General features: G+C 70.3%; 15 protein-coding genes. 5 read left to right on the top strand and 10 right to left on the bottom strand.

Annotated features, from left to right (window positions below):
- Positions 1-79 precede the first annotated feature (79 nt).
- The 4 genes from cydD to hisC all read right to left on the bottom strand — a co-directional run bounded on the left by cydD (position 80) and on the right by hisC (position 7,733).
- Complete coding sequence (cydD, locus tag IE274_RS27535) at positions 80-3,664, bottom strand: thiol reductant ABC exporter subunit CydD (RefSeq protein ID WP_190118586.1); 3,585 nt, start codon at positions 3,662-3,664, stop codon at positions 80-82.
- Between the two features lie 96 nt (positions 3,665-3,760).
- The gene (gene cydB / locus IE274_RS27530) at positions 3,761-4,780 is read right to left on the bottom strand and encodes a cytochrome d ubiquinol oxidase subunit II (protein ID WP_190118585.1); all 1,020 of its coding nucleotides are present in this window, start codon (positions 4,778-4,780) and stop codon (positions 3,761-3,763) included.
- Between the two features lie 14 nt (positions 4,781-4,794).
- Positions 4,795-6,339 (bottom strand): cytochrome ubiquinol oxidase subunit I, encoded by a 1,545-nt coding sequence (locus tag IE274_RS27525; RefSeq protein WP_190118584.1) that lies wholly within the window; start codon positions 6,337-6,339, stop codon positions 4,795-4,797.
- A 305-nt stretch (positions 6,340-6,644) separates the two neighbouring features.
- Complete coding sequence (gene hisC, locus IE274_RS27520; RefSeq protein WP_190118583.1) at positions 6,645-7,733, bottom strand: histidinol-phosphate transaminase; 1,089 nt, start codon at positions 7,731-7,733, stop codon at positions 6,645-6,647.
- 484 nt (positions 7,734-8,217) lie between these two features.
- On the opposite strand from hisC, the gene IE274_RS27515 reads away from it, so the two are divergent.
- From IE274_RS27515 to IE274_RS27505, 3 genes are all read left to right on the top strand, one after another.
- Positions 8,218-9,339 (top strand): LacI family DNA-binding transcriptional regulator, encoded by a 1,122-nt coding sequence (locus IE274_RS27515; RefSeq protein ID WP_030357814.1) that lies wholly within the window; start codon positions 8,218-8,220, stop codon positions 9,337-9,339.
- 697 nt (positions 9,340-10,036) lie between these two features.
- Complete coding sequence (locus IE274_RS27510; RefSeq protein ID WP_229909852.1) at positions 10,037-11,071, top strand: metallophosphoesterase; 1,035 nt, start codon at positions 10,037-10,039, stop codon at positions 11,069-11,071.
- 251 nt (positions 11,072-11,322) lie between these two features.
- Positions 11,323-12,210 carry a hypothetical protein gene (locus tag IE274_RS27505; protein ID WP_190118581.1) on the top strand — a complete coding sequence of 296 codons (888 nt, stop codon included), beginning with the start codon at positions 11,323-11,325 and terminating at the stop codon, positions 12,208-12,210.
- A gap of 340 nt (positions 12,211-12,550) precedes the next feature.
- Here IE274_RS27505 and IE274_RS27500 read toward each other — a convergent pair whose 3' ends face one another.
- Both IE274_RS27500 and thiC read right to left on the bottom strand, forming a co-directional pair.
- Positions 12,551-14,023, bottom strand: a complete 1,473-nt coding sequence (locus IE274_RS27500; RefSeq protein ID WP_190118580.1) for a VWA domain-containing protein — start codon at positions 14,021-14,023, stop codon at positions 12,551-12,553.
- A gap of 185 nt (positions 14,024-14,208) precedes the next feature.
- A complete protein-coding gene (thiC, locus tag IE274_RS27495; protein ID WP_190118579.1) occupies positions 14,209-16,053 on the bottom strand; it encodes a phosphomethylpyrimidine synthase ThiC in 1,845 nt (614 codons plus the stop codon).
- Between the two features lie 218 nt (positions 16,054-16,271).
- Between thiC and IE274_RS27490 the strand changes: the two genes are divergently transcribed.
- Positions 16,272-17,633 carry a YibE/F family protein gene (locus tag IE274_RS27490; protein ID WP_190118578.1) on the top strand — a complete coding sequence of 454 codons (1,362 nt, stop codon included), beginning with the start codon at positions 16,272-16,274 and terminating at the stop codon, positions 17,631-17,633.
- Positions 17,634-17,795: 162 nt separating this feature from the next.
- Here IE274_RS27490 and IE274_RS27485 read toward each other — a convergent pair whose 3' ends face one another.
- The 4 genes from IE274_RS27485 to IE274_RS27470 form a co-directional block, all read right to left on the bottom strand.
- Entirely contained in the window at positions 17,796-18,233 is a 438-nt protein-coding gene (locus tag IE274_RS27485; RefSeq protein WP_190118577.1) for an SsgA family sporulation/cell division regulator, read from the bottom strand.
- Between the two features lie 101 nt (positions 18,234-18,334).
- Positions 18,335-19,048, bottom strand: a complete 714-nt coding sequence (locus IE274_RS27480; protein ID WP_190118671.1) for an IclR family transcriptional regulator — start codon at positions 19,046-19,048, stop codon at positions 18,335-18,337.
- 383 nt (positions 19,049-19,431) lie between these two features.
- Positions 19,432-19,647, bottom strand: a complete 216-nt coding sequence (locus IE274_RS27475; protein ID WP_030357806.1) for a DUF5326 family protein — start codon at positions 19,645-19,647, stop codon at positions 19,432-19,434.
- Positions 19,648-19,974: 327 nt separating this feature from the next.
- Positions 19,975-20,292, bottom strand: coding sequence for a cupin domain-containing protein (locus tag IE274_RS27470; RefSeq protein ID WP_190118576.1), 318 nt, complete (start codon positions 20,290-20,292; stop codon positions 19,975-19,977).
- A 71-nt stretch (positions 20,293-20,363) separates the two neighbouring features.
- Here IE274_RS27470 and IE274_RS27465 point away from each other — a divergent pair, with 71 nt between their 5' ends.
- Positions 20,364-20,744 carry a phage holin family protein gene (locus IE274_RS27465; RefSeq protein ID WP_190118575.1) on the top strand — a complete coding sequence of 127 codons (381 nt, stop codon included), beginning with the start codon at positions 20,364-20,366 and terminating at the stop codon, positions 20,742-20,744.
- Positions 20,745-20,748 lie beyond the last annotated feature (4 nt).

Genomic DNA, 20,748 nt, shown 5'->3' with positions numbered 1-20,748 from the left:
TGAGGGTAGTTAGTCCGATTTGGCGGGGAAAGTCGAGCCTGCACCGGCCCCTGGCCCCGCCGGACGGCGGCCACCACTCTCAGCCCCCGACCCCAGCTCCGACGACCCCGCCCCCGGCCAGCGCGTCCCCCGCCGACTCCCGCTCCCGCATCCGCCGCAGCGGCCCGTCCACGGCCACCAGCTCCGCGTACGCCCCGCGCTGCGCCACCCGGCCCTCGTCCAGGACCAGCACCTCGTCCACCGCGTCAAGACCGGCGAGCCGGTGCGTGATGAGCAGCGTCGTACGGCCTTCGGTGGCCGCGAGCAGGTCGGCGGTGAGGGCGTCGGCGGTCGGCAGGTCGAGGTGTTCGGCGGGCTCGTCGAGGACGAGGACGGGGAAGTCGGCGAGCAGGGCGCGGGCGAGCGCGAGGCGCTGCCGCTGGCCTCCGGAGAGGCGTGCTCCGTGTTCCCCGACGAGCGTGTCGAGCCCGTCGGGCAGGGCGGCCACCCAGCCGTCGAGCCGGGCCCGCCCGAGCGCCGCGTACAGCTCGTCGTCGCTCGCGTCCTTGCGGGCGAGCAGCAGGTTCTCGCGCACGGAGCTGTCGAAGACGTGGGCGTCCTGCGCGCACAGGCCCACGAAGCGGCGCACGGTGTCGCCGTCGAGTGCCGTCGCGTCCGTGCCGCCGAGCGTGTACGTCCCCTCGGACGTGCCCAGGAAGCGCAGCAGCACCTGGGCGAGCGTGGTCTTGCCGGACCCGGACGGGCCGACGACGGCGACGCGGCGGCCGCGCTCCAGGGTGAGGGACACGTCCGCGAGGGCGTCGCGCTCCTGGCCGTCGTGGCGGGCCCGCAGCGCGTCGAGCCGCAGCGGGAAGGGCGTCCGCGGGGGCTCTGCGGGCACGGCGGGGTCCTGTACGGGTTCCGGGGCGTCCAGGACCTCGTGGACCCGCTCGGCGCTCTTGCGGACGCGCTGGCGGTACTGCACGGCGAGCGGCAGCCCCAGCACCGCCTCGAACGCGGCGAGCGGGGTGAGGACGACCACAGCGAGCGCGACGCCGCTGAGCCGCCCGTCGTGCAGGCCCTGGACGCCGACGAGTGCGGTGGCCGCGGCGGTGAGGCCGGTGGCCAGGGCGGTGAGTCCGTCGCCGAGCGCGGTGGCGGTCGCCGTCCGCGACGCGATCCGGGTCAGCTCGGCGTCGGCTTCCTTCGCCCGATCGGTACGTCGTCGCAGGGCGCCCGCGACCGTCAGCTCCGCCGTCCCCGTGAGCAGGTCGGCGACCCTCGTGGCGAGCACCCCGCGCGCGGGGGCCAGCTTGCGCTCCGCGCGGCGGGCGACGGCGCCGGTCACCAGGGGCACGCCGACCCCGGCGGCGAGCAGGCCCACAGCGAGGACGGCACCGGCCTCCGGGAGCAGCCACGCGGTGAAGCCGACGGCTCCGAGGCTCACGACGGCCGCGGCGCCCGCGGGCAGCAGCCAGCGCAGCCAGTAGTCCTGGAGGGCGTCCACGTCGGCGACGAGGCGGGACAGCAGGTCGCCGCGCCGCGTCGTGCGCAGGCCCGCGGGGGCGAGCCGTTCCAGGCGCCGGAACACCGCGACCCGGGTGTCGGCCAGCATCCGCAGCACCGCGTCATGCGACACGAGACGCTCGGCGTACCGGAAGCAGGCCCGTCCGATCCCGAAGGCCCGGGTCGCCGTGACGGCGATCATCAGGTACATCACCGGGGGCTCCTCGGAAGCCCGCGAGATCAGCCACCCCGAGGTGGCCATGAGCCCCACAGCACTACCCAGCGCGAGGCTGCCCAGCAGCAGAGCAAGCGCCAGCCTGCCCTTGCATTGCCGCGCCGCCCCCCTGATCCGAGCCAGGTCCCCGCCCTCCGGCCGGGAACCCTCCGGCCCGCCCACCCGTTCACCAAGAGCCCCAGCCCGGCCGAGCAGGTCATCGTTCACGACAGCCGAACCCGTCCGCCCGCCGCTGCCGGTACGGCTGTTCTCGCTGCCGCCGGTGCCGGTCCCGCCGGGCCCACGGCCGACGGCGACCTCCGGTGCGACGTCCACCCGGACAACCCGGTCAGCAACCTCCAGCAACGCGGGCCGATGGACCACCATCACCACAGTCCGCCCAACGGCCAGCCTCCCCACCGCCTCGACGATCCCCGCCTCGGTCTCCCCGTCCAGCGCAGCCGTCGGCTCGTCCAGCAGCACCACAGGCCGATCCGCCAGAAACGCCCGCGCCAGAGCGACCCGCTGCCGCTGCCCGGCGGAGAGCCCACCCCCGTCCTCGCCCAGGACGGTCTCGACCCCGAGGGGCAGCCCGGCCACGAACTCCCAGGCCCCAGCGGCGCGCAGGGCGGCCACCACGTCCCCGTCATCCGCCCCGGGGCGAGCCAACCGCACATTGTCCGCAATCGACCCGGCGAACAGGTGCGGCCGCTGCGGCACCCAAGCCACCCGCTCCCGCCACCCCGCAAGCGAGACATCGGCCAGATCGGCACCCCCGACAAGGACCCGCCCCGCCGCAGGCCGCACAAAGCCCAACAGCACGTTCAGAAGCGTCGACTTGCCCGACCCACTGGGCCCCACCAGGGCCACCGTCTCCCCGGGCGCGACCGCGAACGACACCTCGCGGACAGCGTCGACAGCCCGCCCGGGGTACCGGACGCTCACCCCGTCCACCGCCACGCCCACCGCGCCGCCGCCTCCGGGCACCGCTCCCGTGCCCCCGGCCGGAACCGGCGTCTCAAGGACCGCGAAGATCTCCTCCGCCGCGGCCACCCCTTCCACCGCCGCGTGATACCGCGCCCCCACCTGCCGCAACGGCAGATACGCCTCGGGCGCGAGGATGAGGATCACCAGGCCGTCGTACAGCGCCATGTCCCCGTGGACGAGCCGCATGCCGATGGTGACGGCGACCAGTGCCACCGAGATCGTGGCGAGCAGCTCCAGCGCGAACGACGACAGGAACGCGATGCGCAGCGTCCGCATCGTCGCCCGCCGGTACTCCCCGGTGATCTTCCGGATCGACTCGGCCTGCGCCTTGGCCCGACCGAACACCTTCAGCGTCGGCAGCCCCGCGACCACGTCGAGGAAGTGCCCGGACAGCCGGGAGAGAAGCTGCCACTGCCGGTCCATCCGGGCCTGCGTGGCCCAGCCGATCAGCATCATGAAGACCGGGATGAGCGGCAACGTGCCCACGATGATCGCCGCCGACACCCAGTCCTCGGTGACCACCCGCAGCAGCACGGCCGCCGGCACCACCACGGCGAGCCCCAACTGCGGCAGATAGCGCGAGAAGTAGTCGTCGAGCGCGTCCACGCCCCGCGTGGCCAGAGTGATGAGGGACCCCGTCCGCTGCCCGCTCAGCCACCCCGGCCCCAGCTCCCCCGCCCGCTCCAACAGCCGCCCCCGCAGCTCGGACTTGACCGCCGCGCTCGCCCGGTGCGCGGCGAGTTCGGTCAGCCACGCCACCACCGCCCGGCCCACGGCCACCGCCGCGAGCAGGGCCAGTGGTGTCCCCAAGTCGCCGACGCCGTACCCGTGCTGGAAGCCACCCACCACGATCTCGGCGATCAGCATGGCCTGGGCGACGACCAGCCCTGCCCCGGCCAGGCCGAGGACCACCACCGCGGCCAGGAAGACACGGGTGGAGCGGGCGTACCGGAGCAGACGCGGGTCGATCGGTTTCACGTGAAACACACCCTCCCAAGGAGCGTGGGTGTACGGAGAGTTGGCTCCGTACCCGGAGAGGCCCCGTGCACGGACAGGCCCCGTGCACGGACAGGCTCAGTGCGCGGCGTCGGCCGGAAGGTCCGGCGCGATGTGTTGCGTACCGATCCGCTTGCGGAACACCCAGTAGGTCCACGACTGGTAGAGCAGCACGACCGGGGTCGCGATGCCCGCGCACCACGTCATGATCTTCAGGGTGTAGGGCGTCGACGAGGCGTTGGTGACCGTGAGGCTCCAGTCGTCGTTCAGCGACGACGGCATGACGTTCGGGAAGAGCGTCAGGAAGAGCATCGCGACGGCGGCGACGATCGTCAGGCCCGAGAGGGCGAATGACCATCCCTCGCGCCCGAGTTTGATCGCCACAATGGCCGCGACCAGCGCCACCACCGCCACGATCATCGCGGCCAGGCTCTTGCCGTCACCGTTGTCGGCCTGGGTCCAGCCGAGGAACCCGAGCGCGAGCACCGCCGTGAGCAGCCCCAGGGTGAGCGCCAGCTTCCGCGCCCGCATCCGGATGTCGCCCACGGTCTTCAGGGCCGTGAACACCGTGCCGTGGAAGGTGAACAGCGTGAGGGTGACCAGGCCGCCCAGGATCGAGTACGGGTTGAGCAGGTCCCAGAAGTTGCCCACGTACTCCTTCTGCGCGTCGATCTTCACGCCGCGCACGATGTTGCCGAAGGCCACGCCCCACAGCAGTGCCGGGAGCAGCGAGGTCCAGAAGATCGCGTGCTCCCAGTTGGTCTGCCAGCGCTCCTCGGGCCGCTTCGCCCGGTACTCGAAGGCGACTCCGCGCACGATCAGGCAGATCAGGATGAGCAGCAGCGGCAGATAGAAGCCGGAGAACAGCGTCGCGTACCACTCGGGGAAGGCGGCGAAGGTCGCGCCGCCCGCCGAGAGCAGCCACACCTCGTTGCCGTCCCAGACGGGACCGATGGTGTTGATCAGGACCCGCTTCTCGGTCCGGTCCCGGGCGAGCAGCTTGGTGAGGACACCGACCCCGAAGTCGAAGCCCTCCAGGAAGAAGTAGCCGATCCACAGGACGGCGATCAGGACGAACCAGACGTCGTGCAGTTCCATGTGCGCCCAGCTCCTTAGTACGAGAAGGCCATGGGCCGGTCGGCATCGGCGTCGGCGTCGGTGTCCGCGCTCGCCCCGCCGGGCGGGCCGCCGATCTTGGTGGGCGGGTTCAGGTCGGCCTCGGTGAGCTCGGGCGGGCCCTTCCTGACGTACTTGAGCAGCAGCCTGACCTCGATGACGGCGAGGATCGCGTAGATCAGCGTGAAGACGATCAGCGAGGTGAGCACCTCACCCTGTGAGACACCGGGGGAGACCGCGTCCTCGGTCTTCAGGACGCCGTAGACGACCCAGGGCTGGCGGCCCGTCTCGGTGAAGATCCAGCCCCAGGCGGTGCCGATGAGCGGGAAGATCAGCGTCCACTGCGAGAGCCGCCACCACCAGATGCCGAGCTTCGGCGCCAGCTCCTTGTTCTTGGTGAGCATCAGCTTCGGTACGTCGTCCGCGCCGGTGTGGTGCTCGGGGGCGAGCCAGAACTTCCGCCGGGTGAGCCAGAGTCCGGCGGTGCACAGCGCCATCGAGACGCCGCCGAAGCCGATCATCCAGCGGTAGGACCAGTAAGCGGTGGGGATGTTGGGCCGGTAGTCGCCGGGGCCGAACTTCTCCTTGGCTTCCTTGTTGAGGTCGTTGATGCCGGGGATCTCCGCGCTGAAGTTGTTCTTCGCGAGGAAGGACAGCACCCCGGGGATCTCTATGGCGACCTCGTTGTGGCCCTTGGCGACATCGCCGTACGCGAAGAGCGAGAACGGTGCCGGCTTCTCGGACTCCCACAGGGCCTCGGCGGCCGACATCTTCATCGGCTGCTGCTCGTACATGACCTTGCCGAGCGTGTCCGCGCTGATCACGGTGAGCAGGGTGCCGGCGAACGCGGTGACCAGGCCGAGCCGCAGCGACATCCGCATGGTGCGGATGTGCTGCTTCTTGCGCAGGTGGAAGATGGCGATGCCGGTCATGAAGGCGCCGCCGACGAGGATCGACGCCGCGATGACGTGGAAGAAGTTGACCAGCGTCGTCTCCTGGAACAGCACCTTCGCGAAGTCGGTGAGCTCGGCGCGCTTGGTGCCGTCCCGCTCAGTGATCTTGTAGCCGACCGGGTGCTGCATAAAGGCGTTCGCGGCGATGATGAAGTACGCCGACAGGATGGTGCCGATCGACACCATCCAGATCGTCGCGCAGTGCAGCTTCTTCGGGAGCTTGTCCCAGCCGAAGATCCACAGGCCGATGAAGGTCGACTCGAAGAAGAAGGCGATCAGGGCTTCGAAGGCCAGCGGGGCGCCGAAGACATCGCCGACGAAGCGCGAGTAGTCGGACCAGTTCATGCCGAACTGGAACTCCTGCACGATGCCGGTGACGACACCCATCGCGATGTTGATCAGGAACAGCTTGCCCCAGAACTTGGTCGCTCTGAGGTAGTGCTCCTTGCCCGTTCGCACCCAGGCCGTCTCAAGGATCGCCGTGAGGGCGGCCAGGGAGATCGTCAGGGGGACGAAGAGGAAGTGGTAGACGGTGGTGATGCCGAACTGCCATCGCGCCAGTGTTTCCGGCGCCAGAGCCATGTCCACGTCGACTTCTCCTTACGTGCCGTGGTCTAAGCGGCAGTTTGCCCCTTATGTCATAGACATCCCTGGAGCAACTGGGACACGCTTGTGAACGCGTTCACATTCACAAGCATTATGTCGCACGTACGGTCGACGTTCGTCAGGGGGGTCCCCCTTACCGGCGGGAACGGGCCACGGGAACGGGCCGGTGGCGCGATGTCCACACAAAAGGACTCGCGAGGCAGCAGGTGCCGCCTCGCGAGTCCTTGCGCTCTTCTCCCCGACCCGGCCGGCCGCACCGCCAGGGGCGCCGGCGGGCCGGGAGAGGACTAGAGCTCCTTGCGGAACGCCTCCGCCGTCTTCAGGAAGATGTCGTTGCCCTCGGTCTCACCGATCGTGACGCGGACACCCTCGCCCGGGTACGGCCGCACGATCACACCGGCCGTCTCACAGGCGGCCGCGAAGTCCGCGGTCCGGTCGCCGAGCCGCAGCCACACGAAGTTCGCCTGGGTCTCCGGCACCGTCCAGCCCTGCCCGCGCAGCGCGTCCTGCACCCGCGTCCGCTCACCCAGCAGGGCGCCGACCCGGCCGAGCAGCTCGTCCTCCGACCGCAGCGACTCCACGGCGGCGTCCTGCGCGAGCTGGTTCACGCCGAAGGGCACCGCGGTCTTGCGCAGCGCCGCGGCCACCGGCTCGTGGGCGATCGCGAAGCCGACCCGAAGACCGGCGAGGCCGTACGCCTTGGAGAAGGTGCGCAGGACGCAGACGTTCGGCCGGTCCCGGTACAGCTCGAGGCCGTTGGGCGTCTCGGGGTCGCGGACGAACTCCACGTACGCCTCGTCGATCACGACCAGGATGTCCTTCGGCACCCGGTCCAGGAACCGCACCAGGTCGGCCTTCTTGACCACGGTGCCGGTCGGGTTGTTCGGGTTGCAGACGAAGATCAGGCGGGTGCGGTCGGTGATCGCGTCGGCCATCGCGTCGAGGTCGTGCACCTCCCCCGGCGCCAGCGGCACCATCACCGACTTGCCGCCGCCGACCGTGGTGACGACCGGGTACCCCTCGAACGACCGCCAGGCGTACAGCACTTCGTCGCCGGGCGTCACCGTCGCCATGACCAGCTGCTGCGAGAGGCCGACCGAGCCGACGCCGGTGGCGACGTGCGAGACGGGCACCCCGAAGCGGTCCGCGATCTCATTCAGGAGGCGGTCGCAGCCGTAGTCCGGGTACCGGTTGAAGGAACCGGCCGCCGCGACCGCACGCTCCATGACACCGGGGAGCGGCGGGTAGGGGTTCTCGTTGGAGGACAGCTTGTACACGACGGGGCCGCCGCCGTCGCCGCTCTCGGCGTTCCTGCCCGGCTTGTAGGCGGGGACACCCTCCAGCTCGGCTCGCAGCCTGGGGCTCGTCTCGCTCACCGCTGTCCTCCTCGTGATCATCCAGCCTTCAATGATTCATACCCTATGAGGATTCGGCGCCCCTGCGAATGGGGTGACGGCTCCCGGCCGGGCAGGATGCCTCCGGAACCGGCCAGCGGCAGCTTCGAGCCGCGGCCACACTCGGCCCACTGCCACCGTACGCACCACCCGCCGGGGACGTACACCGGAAGCCGACGCCGGGGGGCGGCAGCGCATGGAACAGGGGGAGCGCTCCCCGCGCAGGCACGCGCCGGTGGCTCACTCCGTGGCGCGCATCACCCGTGAAGGTGAGTTGAGACCTCTTCGAGACCTCGGCCATTTGGCAGGCCTCCACGCGAGGACAAGGGAGCGATACCTCCCTGAACGCCCAACTCCCTTTGTTTCGAAGGTCATTGGGCATTTTCCGCCATGCAGAAACGTGCCTGTCAACGGGTGCATATGCGTCCGCACTACCCACCCCCATGAGCCCTACTATCGGCTCGCCATGACAGCAGCAGGGAAGCACCAGGTGAGCCGAGCGGAGACCGCCCGCCGGGGCAACCGGCAGAGCCGAGCAGGCATCAGAGACGTCGCCGCCGCAGCCGGTGTCTCGATCACGACTGTCTCCGACGCGCTCAACGGCAAGGGGCGGCTGCCCGATGCCACGCGACGCCATGTCCGCGAAGTCGCCGACCGCCTGGGTTATCGCCCATCGGCGGCGGCCCGAACCCTCCGTACCGGAAAGTCGGGCCTCATCGGCCTCACCGTGACGACGTACGGGGATGAACCTTTCACCTTCACGGAATTCGCGTACTTCGCGGAGATGGCGAGAGCCGCGACCTCCGCGGCCCTCGCCCGGGGCTACGCCCTGGTCATCCTCCCCGCGACCTCGCGCCGCAGCCCGGTCGACGTGTGGTCCAACGTCGCCCTGGACGGCACCGTCGTAGTCGACCCCTCCGACCACGATCCAGTGGTCAGCGAGCTGGTGAGACAGGGGCTTCCGGTGGTCTCCGACGGGCGGCCCGCCGGGTCGCTGCCGGTCACGGCCTGGGTCGACAACGACCACGAGGCCGCCGTTCTGGAGATCCTCGAACACCTCGCCGCCGCCGGGGCGCGCCGCATCGGCCTGCTCACCGGCACCACCACGGACACCTACACCCACCTCTCCACCACCGCCTATCTGCGCTGGTGCGAGCGTGTGGGTCAGGATCCGGTGTACGAGTCCTACCCCGCGCACGACCCGTGTGCGGGCGCCGTGGCCGCCGACCGGCTACTGGCCCGGCCCGACCGGCCCGACGCCGTGTACGGCCTGTTCGACCCGAACGGCACCGACCTGCTCGCCGCGGCCCGCCGCTACGGCCTGCGCGTACCGGACGACCTGTTGCTCGTGTGCTGCAGCGAGTCCACGGTCTACGCCACCACCGAGCCGCCCATCACCACACTCTCCCTGAAGCCCCGGCGGATCGGCACCGCCGTGGTCCAGCTCCTCATCGACGCCATCGAGGGCCTCGACGCGGGCCGGCCCATCGAGCAGGTGATACCGACCGAACTCATCGTGCGCACCTCGTCCGAGCGACGTCCGCCGCGTACGACGGTCAGCCCACCGCGGTCACCCGGCCAGGGCTGACCGCCCCGACGATCGGCCCGAGGCCCACGACCTGCGGGAAAAGAGGGGGAAACCTCGGGCCAATTCGGGAGAAAACCTCGGTGAACTGGGGCTCGGCACCGATTCACCACCCCTGGTGCACCACACAGGGACAGCCGCATTCCTATGATGGGCGGACGACACCGCGGGCCACTGCGACCAGGCAGTCCGATCCCGGTGCAGATGCGGCGCGATGGTGGTGGAGGGGTCGATGACTCAGGGGGCCGGTCAGGGACCCGAGGTGCGGACGGCGACGCTGCGCGACTTCCGCGTACCCGCGTACGTCTATGAAGGCGTCCGTGAGACCGGCCGGGGTGATGCGGAGGCCTCTGACACCGCGGAGGCCTCGGCCGAGCAGGTCGTTGGGCAGCGGGGGGCTGCGCAGGAGGCCGGGCTTGGGCAGGTCGCCGGGCAGGGGCACGTCGCCGCTCAGGGGCAGGCTTCGGCTTCGGCCGCCGGGCAGGTGTCTCCTGCCGCCGGGCGGGCTCCCGTTGGCGGACAAGCCCCCGTCGGCGGGCAGGCGCCCCACACCGGGCACGCCCCCGCCCCCGTACACCACGCGCCCCAGGCGCCCACGCGCCTCGCCGCCCACGTCCCCGCCCAGGCCGGTCCGGTGGAACGCCCCGGCGCCGCCACCCCCGCCCCCGTACAGCCGCAGCAGCCGTCGGCCCCGCGGCCCATGGAACAGCCGGGCCCGGCGCACCCTGTGGCGCACGCCGCCCCCGCGCGCCCCACGGCGCAGAACGCGCCCGCGCACCCCGGCTCCGCCGGTGAGACCCCGGAGGGCTACACGCCCACCGAGCGCTCCCTGCCCATCATCAACCGCGGCGACACCGTGCAGGTCGAGGTGCGCGAGATGCCCGAGCCGCCGCCCGCGCCCGACGCCGACGGCATGGGCCCGCTGTACGTCGTCGGCGACGTGCACGGCTACCTGGACGAGCTCGTCGCCGCCCTCGCCGCCGAAGGCATCATCGACGAGGACGGCAACTGGTCCGCGGGCAACACCCGGCTCTGGTTCCTCGGCGACTTCACCGACCGCGGGCCCGACGGCATCGGCGTCATCGACCTGGTGATGCGCCTGTCCGCCGAGGCCGCCGCCGCGGGCGGCTACTGCAAGGCGCTCATGGGCAACCACGAGCTGCTGCTCATCGGCGCCAAGAGGTTCGGCGACACCCCGGTCAACTCCGGTGCGGGCACCGCCACGTTCCAGGCCGCCTGGCTCCTCAACGGCGGCCAGAAGACCGACATGGAGCGCCTGGAGGACCACCACCTGCAGTGGATGGCCCGCCTCGACGCCATCGAGGAGGAGGACGGGCACCTGCTCGTGCACTCCGACACCACCGCCTACCTCGACTACGGCGACTCCATCGAGGCGGTCAACGACTCCATCCGCGAGGCGCTCACGCGCAACGACGCGGACGAGTGCTGGGACCTGTTCCGCAAGTTCACCAAGCGCTTCGCCTTCCGCGACGACTCCGGCCCCGCGGCCGTACGCGAACTCCTCGACATGTACGGCGGCACCCGCATCGTCCACGGCCACAGCCCCATCCCGTACCTCCTCGGCGAGGTCGGCTCCGAGTACGACGGCGACGACGACGGCCGCCCGGTCATCGAGGGCCCGCACGTCTACGCCGACGGGCTGGCCATCGCCATGGACGGCGGCGTGACCATGGCCGGAAAGCTGCTGGTCTGCCAACTTCCGCTGCGGAACTGAGCGTTCACGCGGCACGGCTGCACGTTCCCGCGGCACACCTGAACGTCCACGTCCGAACCCGGGCGCCTGAACGTTCACCCGGCACGTGCCCCGTTAACAGGATCTCGCTGGCCAGAGGGCCAATTCTGGTTAACCCCTGTCACCGCGTGCCGTCACCGCTCTACCATCGCCTTATCCGTAGCAGGCTCCCCTCCGTTTCTGCCCGACGGCTCGTAGCCATGCGAGCCCTAAGCCCTACGGAGCATCGGGGGATGCACATGAACAGCGCTCCACACCTGCTCAATGAGGACCGCCCCCAGTACGAGCGGGTCCTCGATGAGGCGCTGCGCACCGCACCGAACCGCCCGGAGCTGGCCGCGGTGGGCCAGCGACTCAACCCCGAGCAATTGCGCACGATGGCTCTCAACGCCACCGCACTGATCACGGCCGCCGCCGCGGCCGAGTATCACCACTACGTGAAGGTCCGTGAGGAACTGCGCGACCCCGGACCCTCATCCTCCACCTCGATTCGTGAAGGGAACGGATCCGGTTCCAGCACGACCGAGTCCAGCTCCGGCGGTATCAGCCTCGCCACCACCATGGGCGAGGTCACCGAAACCGCGGGTGCCGGACTGGTCGCCGTGATCGCGGTACTCGCGCCCGTCCTCGCCGGGACGGCCGCCGCGATCTTCCTGCTCGTCGGCTACATCCTGAAGATGCTCGACCCGGAGCCCGCCTTCGCGGGCACCCTGCTCACCGCGGGGTGGCTGTTCGGCGCGCTCACGGCCGGCGCCATCCTGGTCGCCGCGGTCGGCCTCCTGCTGACCGCCCTGCGCAACGGCTCCACCTCCCTCCAGGCAGGCTCGCACCATGAGCGGAACGAAGAGGTGGACCGGGCCAGGGAAGCCTGGTGCCAGGCGCTCCTGGAGCGTGGCATCCTGCCCTTCCTGCGCGAGGCGCTCGCCGCCCCGGACACCAAGACGGCGTCCGCGGCCCGCGCGTCCTCGGCCGGACCGGCCGGGCGCATGCCCCAACTCGGCTATCACAGGCCGGGATTCAGCAGCCCGGACGGCGGCTCGACCACCGGGACCCGCCCGAGCTACAGCAGCCCGGACTACTCCAGTCCGGACTATGGCGGGCCTGAGCACCCACCGGAGTAGCCCGGCCCCGCGGACCCTCCGCGAGGCCGCTCGGCGACTGGATCAGGCCGGCCGCCGGGCGACATGAACCGGACGCCGGTCAGTCAGGGACCGGCGCCGGAGAGGACGGCCGGCAACGGCGGCCGGCCGGTCGAACACGGGCCGGAAGCCCCCGGCGTGGGGTTTCGGTGCGCCGCTGTCGGCGGACGGCGGCGCGAAGGCCCGCCCTCGCCGCGCACGCGGCCCGCACCGGGGCGACCTGTGCCGGTGTCCCTCTCGTGGGACCTGTGCCGGTCCCCGTCGCGGGGCCAGTGCCCTCAAGGGTTCTCGTGGGACCTGTGCCCTCAAGAGTTGCGGCCCCTCAGAGGATCCCCGCCTGCTTCGCCGCCTTCATCCAGTCCGGGAACTCGGACAGCAACCGGTCGTACAGCTCCGGATCCGGCACCGTGCTGATGTCGTCCACCGCGAAGAATCCGACGTTGTCCACGCGGCGGCCCGGCAGCGTGTCGAAGCGCTCGAGCACCCCGTAGTTGGACCGGCCGAGCCCCACGAACTGCCAGAAGATCGGCTCCTCGACGGCGTCGCGGAGTTCCCGCTCGATCTCGTTGTTGCGGTAGACGCCACCGTCGGAGAAGAACAGCACCAGCGTGGGCGCGGCGGCCGGGCTCTCCCGTACGTACGCCCGGACTTGGGCGATCACCCGCTGCTCCTCGTTCTGGATGCCCACGTCCCGCATGTCGACCTGATCGTCCCGCAGGCCCTTCTTCCGCTTGCCCCGGCGGAAGATGCCGACCTCCCCCACGCGGACATGGAACTTCAGCCAGTCCGGCAGCTCCCCGAGCCGCAGATCGGGCAGCCGCGCCGGATGCGAGGCGAACGTCCAGGCCTGCATCTCCCCGTCGTCGTCCAACTGCGCGGCCACGGCGGCCATCCGCTCCACCACATCGGTGACGATGCCCTTGGAGTACAGGAGCGACATGGATCCGGATGCGTCGAGTACCAGGATGACGCGCGCCGTGACCCCTTCGGCACCGTGCTTGCGCAGGCTGACGGCGACCTGCTCCTTGCGCAGCGAGAGGCGCTTGCGCATGTCGACGGGGAGGTGCTCCTCGCCCTTGCTGAGGCGGGGGGTCGGGGCCGCGGTGGGGGATTGCGCCGGGGGCGCGCTCGGCGGGATGGGCGCGGCGGGGGCGACGGGGGCCGCAGGAGCGGCGGGCGCCACGGGAGCGACTGGCGTGACGGAGGCCACGGGAGCGACGGGCACGGCAGGTGCCGCCGGAGCAACGGGCGCGACCGGCTCCTCATCATCCACCGTGATGCCGAAATCGGTGGCCAGCCCGGCAAGCCCGGAGTCGTACCCCTGCCCCACCGCCCGGAACTTCCACTGCCCGTTCCGCAGATACAACTCCCCACCTATGAACGCCGTCTCCGACGTAGCCGTCATCTCAAAGCGCGCCAACTCGCTCCCCGCGGCCGAGTCGAGCAGCCGCAAGGTAAGCCCGGTGAGCTGCCCGAACGTCCCCCCGTCGGCAGAGGCACACAGCAGCACCCGCTCGACGCCGCTCTCCAGGGACCGCAGATCCACCTCGACCGTGTCCGTGGTGACCCCGGCGACACTCTGCTTCCCCCCATGCCGCACAGCGCCGGACGCATGCCGCGGCTGGTTGTAGAACACGAAGTCCCCGTCGTCCCGCACCCGCCCGGCCGCATTCAACAGCAACGCTGAGGCATCGGCGGTAGGCCCGCCCACCCCCTCCCCCCACGCAAGCTCCGCGCGCACCGCCGGAGCCCCGACGGGAAGATTGGCACCCTTGCTCAACGAACTGGCAGTCATACGACCAGTATCGGGTGGGCGGCGCCGCTCAGCAGTGCGTCCGAGCACATCCGCGAGCACACGGAACAACTGCAAGCAGTGCAGCAAGTGGACCGCTACGTGCACGAAGGCGCACGTCGGACCGGCATCGGCACCAAGCGCCGTCCTCAGAGAGCGAGGCCTCGAAGGACGGCGCTCTCGGCGCGTCAGTCGGCCAGCGGCAGATACACCCGGTTACCGGCCGCCGCGAACTCCTTCGACTTCTGCTCCATGCCCTCCTCGATCTCCGTCTTCGTGGTGCCGTGCTCGCGCCGGATGTCCTGCGAGATCTTCATGCTGCAGAACTTCGGCCCGCACATCGAGCAGAAGTGGGCCGTCTTGGCGGGCTCGGCGGGCAGCGTCTCGTCGTGGAACTCCCGGGCCGTGACCGGGTCGAGGGCCAGGTTGAACTGGTCCTCCCAGCGGAACTCGAAGCGGGCGTCCGAGAGGGCGTCGTCCCAGTCCTGCGCGCCGGGGTGCCCCTTGGCGAGGTCCGCCGCATGCGCCGCGATCTTGTACGTGATGACGCCGGTCTTCACGTCGTCGCGGTTGGGCAGACCCAGGTGCTCCTTGGGCGTGACGTAGCAGAGCATCGCCGTGCCCCACCAGCCGATCATCGCGGCGCCGATGCCGGAGGTGATGTGGTCGTAGGCGGGGGCGATGTCCGTGGTCAGCGGGCCGAGCGTGTAGAACGGCGCCTCCTCGCAGATCTCCTGCTGGAGGTCGATGTTCTCCTTGATCTTGTGCATCGGGACGTGACCGGGGCCCTCGATCATCGTCTGTACGTTGTGACGCTTGGCGATCGTGTTGAGTTCCCCGAGCGTCCGCAGCTCCGCGAACTGCGCCTCGTCGTTGGCGTCCGCGATCGACCCGGGCCTGAGGCCGTCGCCGAGCGAGTACGTCACGTCGTACGCCGCGAGGATCTCGCACAGCTCCTCGAAGTGCTCGTACAGGAAGCTCTCCTTGTGGTGCGCGAGGCACCACGCCGCCATGATCGAGCCGCCGCGCGAGACGATGCCCGTCTTGCGGTTGGCGGTGAGCGGGACGAACGGAAGGCGCACACCCGCGTGCACCGTCATGTAGTCCACGCCCTGCTCGGCCTGCTCGATGACCGTGTCCTTGTAGATCTCCCAGCTCAGCTCCTCGGCCCGGCCGTCGACCTTCTCCAGGGCCTGGTAGAGCGGCACGGTGCCGATCGGCACGGGGGAGTTGCGCAGCACCCACTCGCGGGTCGTGTGGATGTTGCGGCCGGTGGACAGGTCCATGACCGTGTCGGCGCCCCACTGGGTCGCCCACGTCATCTTGTCCACCTCCTCCTCGATGGACGAGGTGACCGCGGAGTTGCCGATGTTGGCGTTGACCTTCACCAGGAACTTCTTGCCGATGATCATCGGCTCGATCTCCGGGTGGTTCACGTTCGCGGGCAGCACCGCCCGGCCCGCCGCGATCTCGTCCCGTACGACCTCCGGCGCCATGTTCTCCCGGATGGCCACGTACTCCATCTCCGGCGTGATCTCCCCGCGCCGCGCGTACGCGAGCTGCGTCACCGCCTGCCCCGCCCGGCCCCGGCGCGGCTGGCGCGGGCGGCCCGGGAAGACCGCGTCGAGGTTGCGCAGGCCGCCGCGCGGCGAGGTGTGCTTGATGCCGTCGTCCTCGGGGCGGACCGGGCGGCCCGCGTACTCCTCGGTGTCGCCGCGGGCAATGATCCAGTTCTCCCGGAGCGGCGCCAGGCCCCTGCGGACGTCGGTGTCGATGTTCGGGTCGGTGTACGGACCCGACGTGTCGTACAGCGTCACCGCCTTGCCGTTGGTGAGGTGCACCTGGCGGACCGGCACCCGCAGGTCGGAGCGCGAGCCCTCCGGGCCCGTCACATACCCCTTGTGCCAGCCGATGGACTTCCCGGCCGCCGCGCCGCCGGCACCCGCGCTCGCGCCGTCGGCGCTCCCGTCGGCACGTCCGTTGGCGCTTGCGTCGCTGCTGGAGGCAGGCGTGCGTGCGTCCTTGATGGTCATGAGACCTACTCCCTACGCCGGCATTACCCGGTAACAGGTTCGGCGGTCGACGCAGCGGCTTCCGTACGGTACGAACCGGTTCGTGGCCGTTCGTACGGAGGTCAGCGCCCTCTCAGCCCGGTGCTCCGAGCTCCCGCGATTGCAAAGGTGCCTCCACGCTAGCGTCCTGTCGGGCGCGGTGAACAGAGGGCCCCCGCCGTTCTTGCGATGATCGGGCCGTGACCACCACACAGCCGCCCGCCGGACCCCCCGCCCCGGAGCCGCACGGCCATTCCCACAGCCATGGCCCCGCCGCCCCCGTGTCCCAGCATCTGCGCAAGGTCATCGCCGCCGTCCTGATCCCCTTCGCCACCGCGGTCCTCGTCGGCCTCGTGGTCCTGTGGCCGGGCGGCGCCCCGGCCCACGAGCGCACCGGCGTCGGCTTCGACCGGCAGACCCAGTCGGCCACCGTGACGAAGCTGGAGAAGCTCCCCTGCAAGGACCTCAACGCCTCGCAGACCCCGCCCAACGGCGACACCTCCACCGCCGAGGGCCAGTCCGCGCAGTCCCGCGCGGACGGCACCTGCGGCCGGGCCACGATCAAGGTCACCAGCGGCCCCGACAAGGGCCGCACCTTCACCGAGGTCGTCCAGCCGGACTCGCCCCGGCAACTGCGCGCGGGCCAGGACGTGGTGGTCGCCTACGAGCCCAAGGCCCCCAAGGACCTGCAGTACTCGGTCACCGACGTGAACCGCAAGCTCCCCATGGCCCTGCTCGCCGGCATCTTCGCCCTGGTCGTCGTGGTGGTGGGACGGCTGCGCGGCGTCATGGCCCTGGTCGCCCTCGCGGTGAGCTTCCTGGTCCTGACCTTCTTCATCCTCCCCGCGATCCTGCAGGGCTCGAACCCCCTGGTCGTCGCCGTGATCGGCGCGAGCGCGATCATGCTGTGCGCGCTCTACATGTGCCACGGCCTGACGGCGCGCACCTCGGTCGCGGTCCTCGGCACCCTCATCTCCCTCCTCCTCATCGGGCTGCTCGGCTCCCTGTTCATCGGCTGGGCCTCCCTGACCGGCAACACGGACGACAACACCGGCCTGATCCACGGCCTCTATCCCGACATCGACATGAGCGGTCTGCTGCTCGCGGGCGTCATCATCGGCTCGCTCGGTGTCCTCGACGACGTCACCGTCACCCAGACCTCCGCCGTCTGGGAACTGCACCAGGCCAACCCGTCGATGGGCTGGCGCGGTCTGTACCGCGCGGGCATCCGCATCGGCCGCGACCACATCGCCTCGGTCGTCAACACCCTCGTCCTCGCCTACGCGGGCGCCGCCCTCCCCCTCCTGCTGCTCTTCTCCATCGCCCAGAGCAGCGTCGGCACCGTCGCCAACAGCGAGCTCGTCGCCGAGGAGATCGTCCGCACGCTCATCGGTTCCATCGGCCTTGTCGCCTCCGTCCCCGTCACCACCGCGCTCGCGGCCCTGGTCGTCTCCGCCGACCGCTCCGGCCCCGCCCCGATCGAGGCCCCCTCGCCCCCGCCCTCCGGCGCCACGCCCCGACGCCCCTCCCTCGCCGGAAAGGGCCGCCGCCGCAAGACCTGACGCCGGGGCGGCACCGAGCCGCAAGACCTGCCCCGGAGCACCGCCGTGCCCGCGAGGCCCTGACGCTCATCGCCGAGCAACCTCCCAGGCCACGCCGCAGCGATGCCATGAAATGCCCTGATCCGCCGCCACCCAGGGCCCCTTGGGAAACCGACCGGCTCCTCAGCCCGCGCTCTGCTCCTCCGCGAGGATCCGGTCCAGGGCCTCGTCGAGGTGCGTCTCGAAGTCGATGAGCGTCCGCTCCTGCCCCAGCGGCACCAGCTTGTCCGTCCGGTCGAGGAAGGCGAGCAGCGGCGGGATGCCCACCCTGAACAGAGCCTGATCGTGGCCCACTTGAAGCCGGATCAGCACCTCGTCCGACTGCTCGGGGTCGATCGGCGCGATCCGCACATCGCCGTCCCCGCACGCCCTGCCCACGCCTTCGGCCAGGAGCTCCCGCCCGAAGGCCCAGGTCACCGGGACATCGCCGGGGAGGTGGAAGGTCAGCCGCACGGCATAGGGATCTCGCGTCTCGTACCGCAGCTCCACCGGGATGCGGAACGACAGCTCCTCCGACACGAGGAAGCTCATCATGACCTCTGCCTGGACCGACTCGCGCATCGCCGCCTACCCCGTCACTAAGCCCTTTGTGGCAGGAACCAACTCCCTGACACTCATGGCATCTTGCTTAACGTGCACATCAGATCACAAGGAGTGAGTTTTCAGATGCTGATAGAGAAGGCGAGTGTCCTTAGTAGCTTTCCGAGCTCCGCCTGCAACAGCCGCGTCGCCGGCAACAAACGGCTCGCCTGCGACGACGGAACGGAGATCGCCATCGTGGCCGCGGTGGTGCCCACCGTGACCGGGATCGCGGCGCAGACCGTCCCGAGCGCGTACTCCTGATACTCCATCACCGGGGTCATCCGCCCCACCGCTTCCAGCCGTCTCAGGAACGTCCGGTCGTCACGCACCGTGTTCGGCGTGAGGGAGCGCACCGGGTGCCGGTCCAGGTGGTCCCGCCGTGCCGCGTCGTCGAGTTGGGCGAGCAGACACTGTCCGATCGCGTGGGCGTGACCGGTCTCGCGGAAGTCGGCCCACTCCTCGACGGCCGGATTGCCCGAGGTGTCGGCGACGGACACGACCTCGATCTCGCCGTCGCGGTAGATGGCGAAGTACACGGGCACGCCGATGGCGTCACGCCAGTGCTCCAGGGTTTCGCCGATCATGGCTCGGCGGTTCTGCTCCACCGCTCCCGCGCTCAGCCGCTCCGCCGCGTCGCCGAGGACGAACACACCCTTCTCCCGGCGCAGATAGCCCTCGTGGTTCAGGGTCCGCAACAGGTGGTAGGCCGTCGGCAGGGCCAGGCCCGCCTCACGGGCCAGCTGCTTCGCGGGAGCTCCGCCGGGGTGCGAGGCGGCCGCCTCCAGGAGGCGCATGGCCCGCTGCACGGAGCCGATGAGCGTGGGGCCGACGCCCGCCGGGGCGGTGTCGGAGGCTGCCCCGGGGATGCTGCCCGTAAGGAGCCCTCTGCTCGCGGGAGTTGATGGTCCGGCGCCCGAAATGGCTTCGCCTTCGGGGTGGGTGGGCCGAACGTCCGGGGGTGCGTCGTCAACCGAGGCCATGGGTCACTCCCGAAGCACAGGGGGGACCACCCGTGCCCGGAGGCAGACGAGTGGGGGCAGTGGGCCCGCCTACGGGGATCGCCCCCGTGTCGGTTTTCGGACTCTAACCCTTGGCCACCGGTGACGGGCGCCGTGACGGGAAACTTCCCCCTGGGGAGGGAACCCTTGCTTTCCCTTTCACCAGGCGCTACGGGACTTCACCAGTCGCTTCGGGATGAGGACGAGCTGGATATGAACTTCCGTACGACGTAGACGAGCCCACCGACCAGTGCCACGAACAGCAGCAGCTTGAAGAGCAGCGTGAAGACGAAGCCGACGACGCTCGCTATCAGTCCGCCGAAGACCACCAGAGCGATGACCGGCACCGCGATCCACTTCACCCACCACGGCATACCCGCGAAGATCTCTCGCATTGCCCTCGTCCTTACCTTTCTCCGCAGATTCCGTTACCGCCCGCGCTTCGTCCGCGCTGCGACAGCAGTCGCGGTGGCACGGGATCTCCGCGACCGCCGGGAAACTCCGCTCCTGAGCAGATTTCCCACTTCACGCATTCGATGCTAGGTCGGAAAAAGCCAGTTCGGGGCCGCGCGATCCCTTGTCCTCCCCTGACTCACCCCCTAGGGAACCCTGAGGTCCGAGCCCTGAGGTCGACGCTCTGAGGTCCGGGGCGCCGAGGCCGGGGAGCCCCGGGCCCCTCGTACCGCCGGAAACAACCGGTCGGCGCGCACCAGCCCCGCGCCTCACCGCTCCGGCGGCGAGAACACCACAAGAACCCGCAGGTCCTCGCTGATGTGGTGGAACTTGTGCGGCACCCCGGCCGGCACGTACACCACACTGCCGCGCGCGACCTCCGTCGTCTCCATCCCGACCGTGATCGAGGCACGGCCGCTGACGACCATGTACACCTCATCCTGCCGGTGCGGCTGCTGCGGGTCGTTGTCGCCCGCGTCCAGCGCGTAGAGCCCGACCGACATGTTCCGCTCCCGCAGAAACTGCAGATACGCGCCGTCGTTCGCGGCCCGCTCCGCTTCCAGCTCGTCCAGTCGGAATGCCTTCATCGCTCTTCTGCGCCCCTTGCCCCAGGTCGTGAACCGACCGCTGCTTCCTCACGTCTGCCACGATCAGACACATGAAGAATTTCGTAGTCAAGACGATCGCCAACGCGGCGGCCCTGGCCGTGGCCGTGTGGCTGCTCGACAAGATCACGCTCACCGGCGACAACACCGGCAAGAAGGCCCTCACGCTGCTCGTCGTCGCCCTGCTGTTCGGCCTGGTGAACTTCGTGGTCAAGCCCGTGGTGCAGGTCCTGACCTTCCCCCTGTTCATCCTGACCCTCGGCCTGATCACCCTGGTGGTCAACGCCCTGATGCTGCTGCTCACGTCGTGGCTGGCCGACAAACTCGACGTCAGCTTCCACGTCGAGGGCTTCTGGACCGCCGTACTGGGTGGCCTGATCATTTCGATCGTGTCCTGGGCGATGAACGTCGCCCTCCCCGACCACAAGGACTGACCCC

This window comes from Streptomyces flavofungini (assembly GCF_014650815.1).
GTDB lineage: Bacteria > Actinomycetota > Actinomycetes > Streptomycetales > Streptomycetaceae > Streptomyces > Streptomyces flavofungini.
Note: the sequence above shows the minus strand (reverse complement) of the source record. Positions and strands in the feature narration are given on the sequence as shown.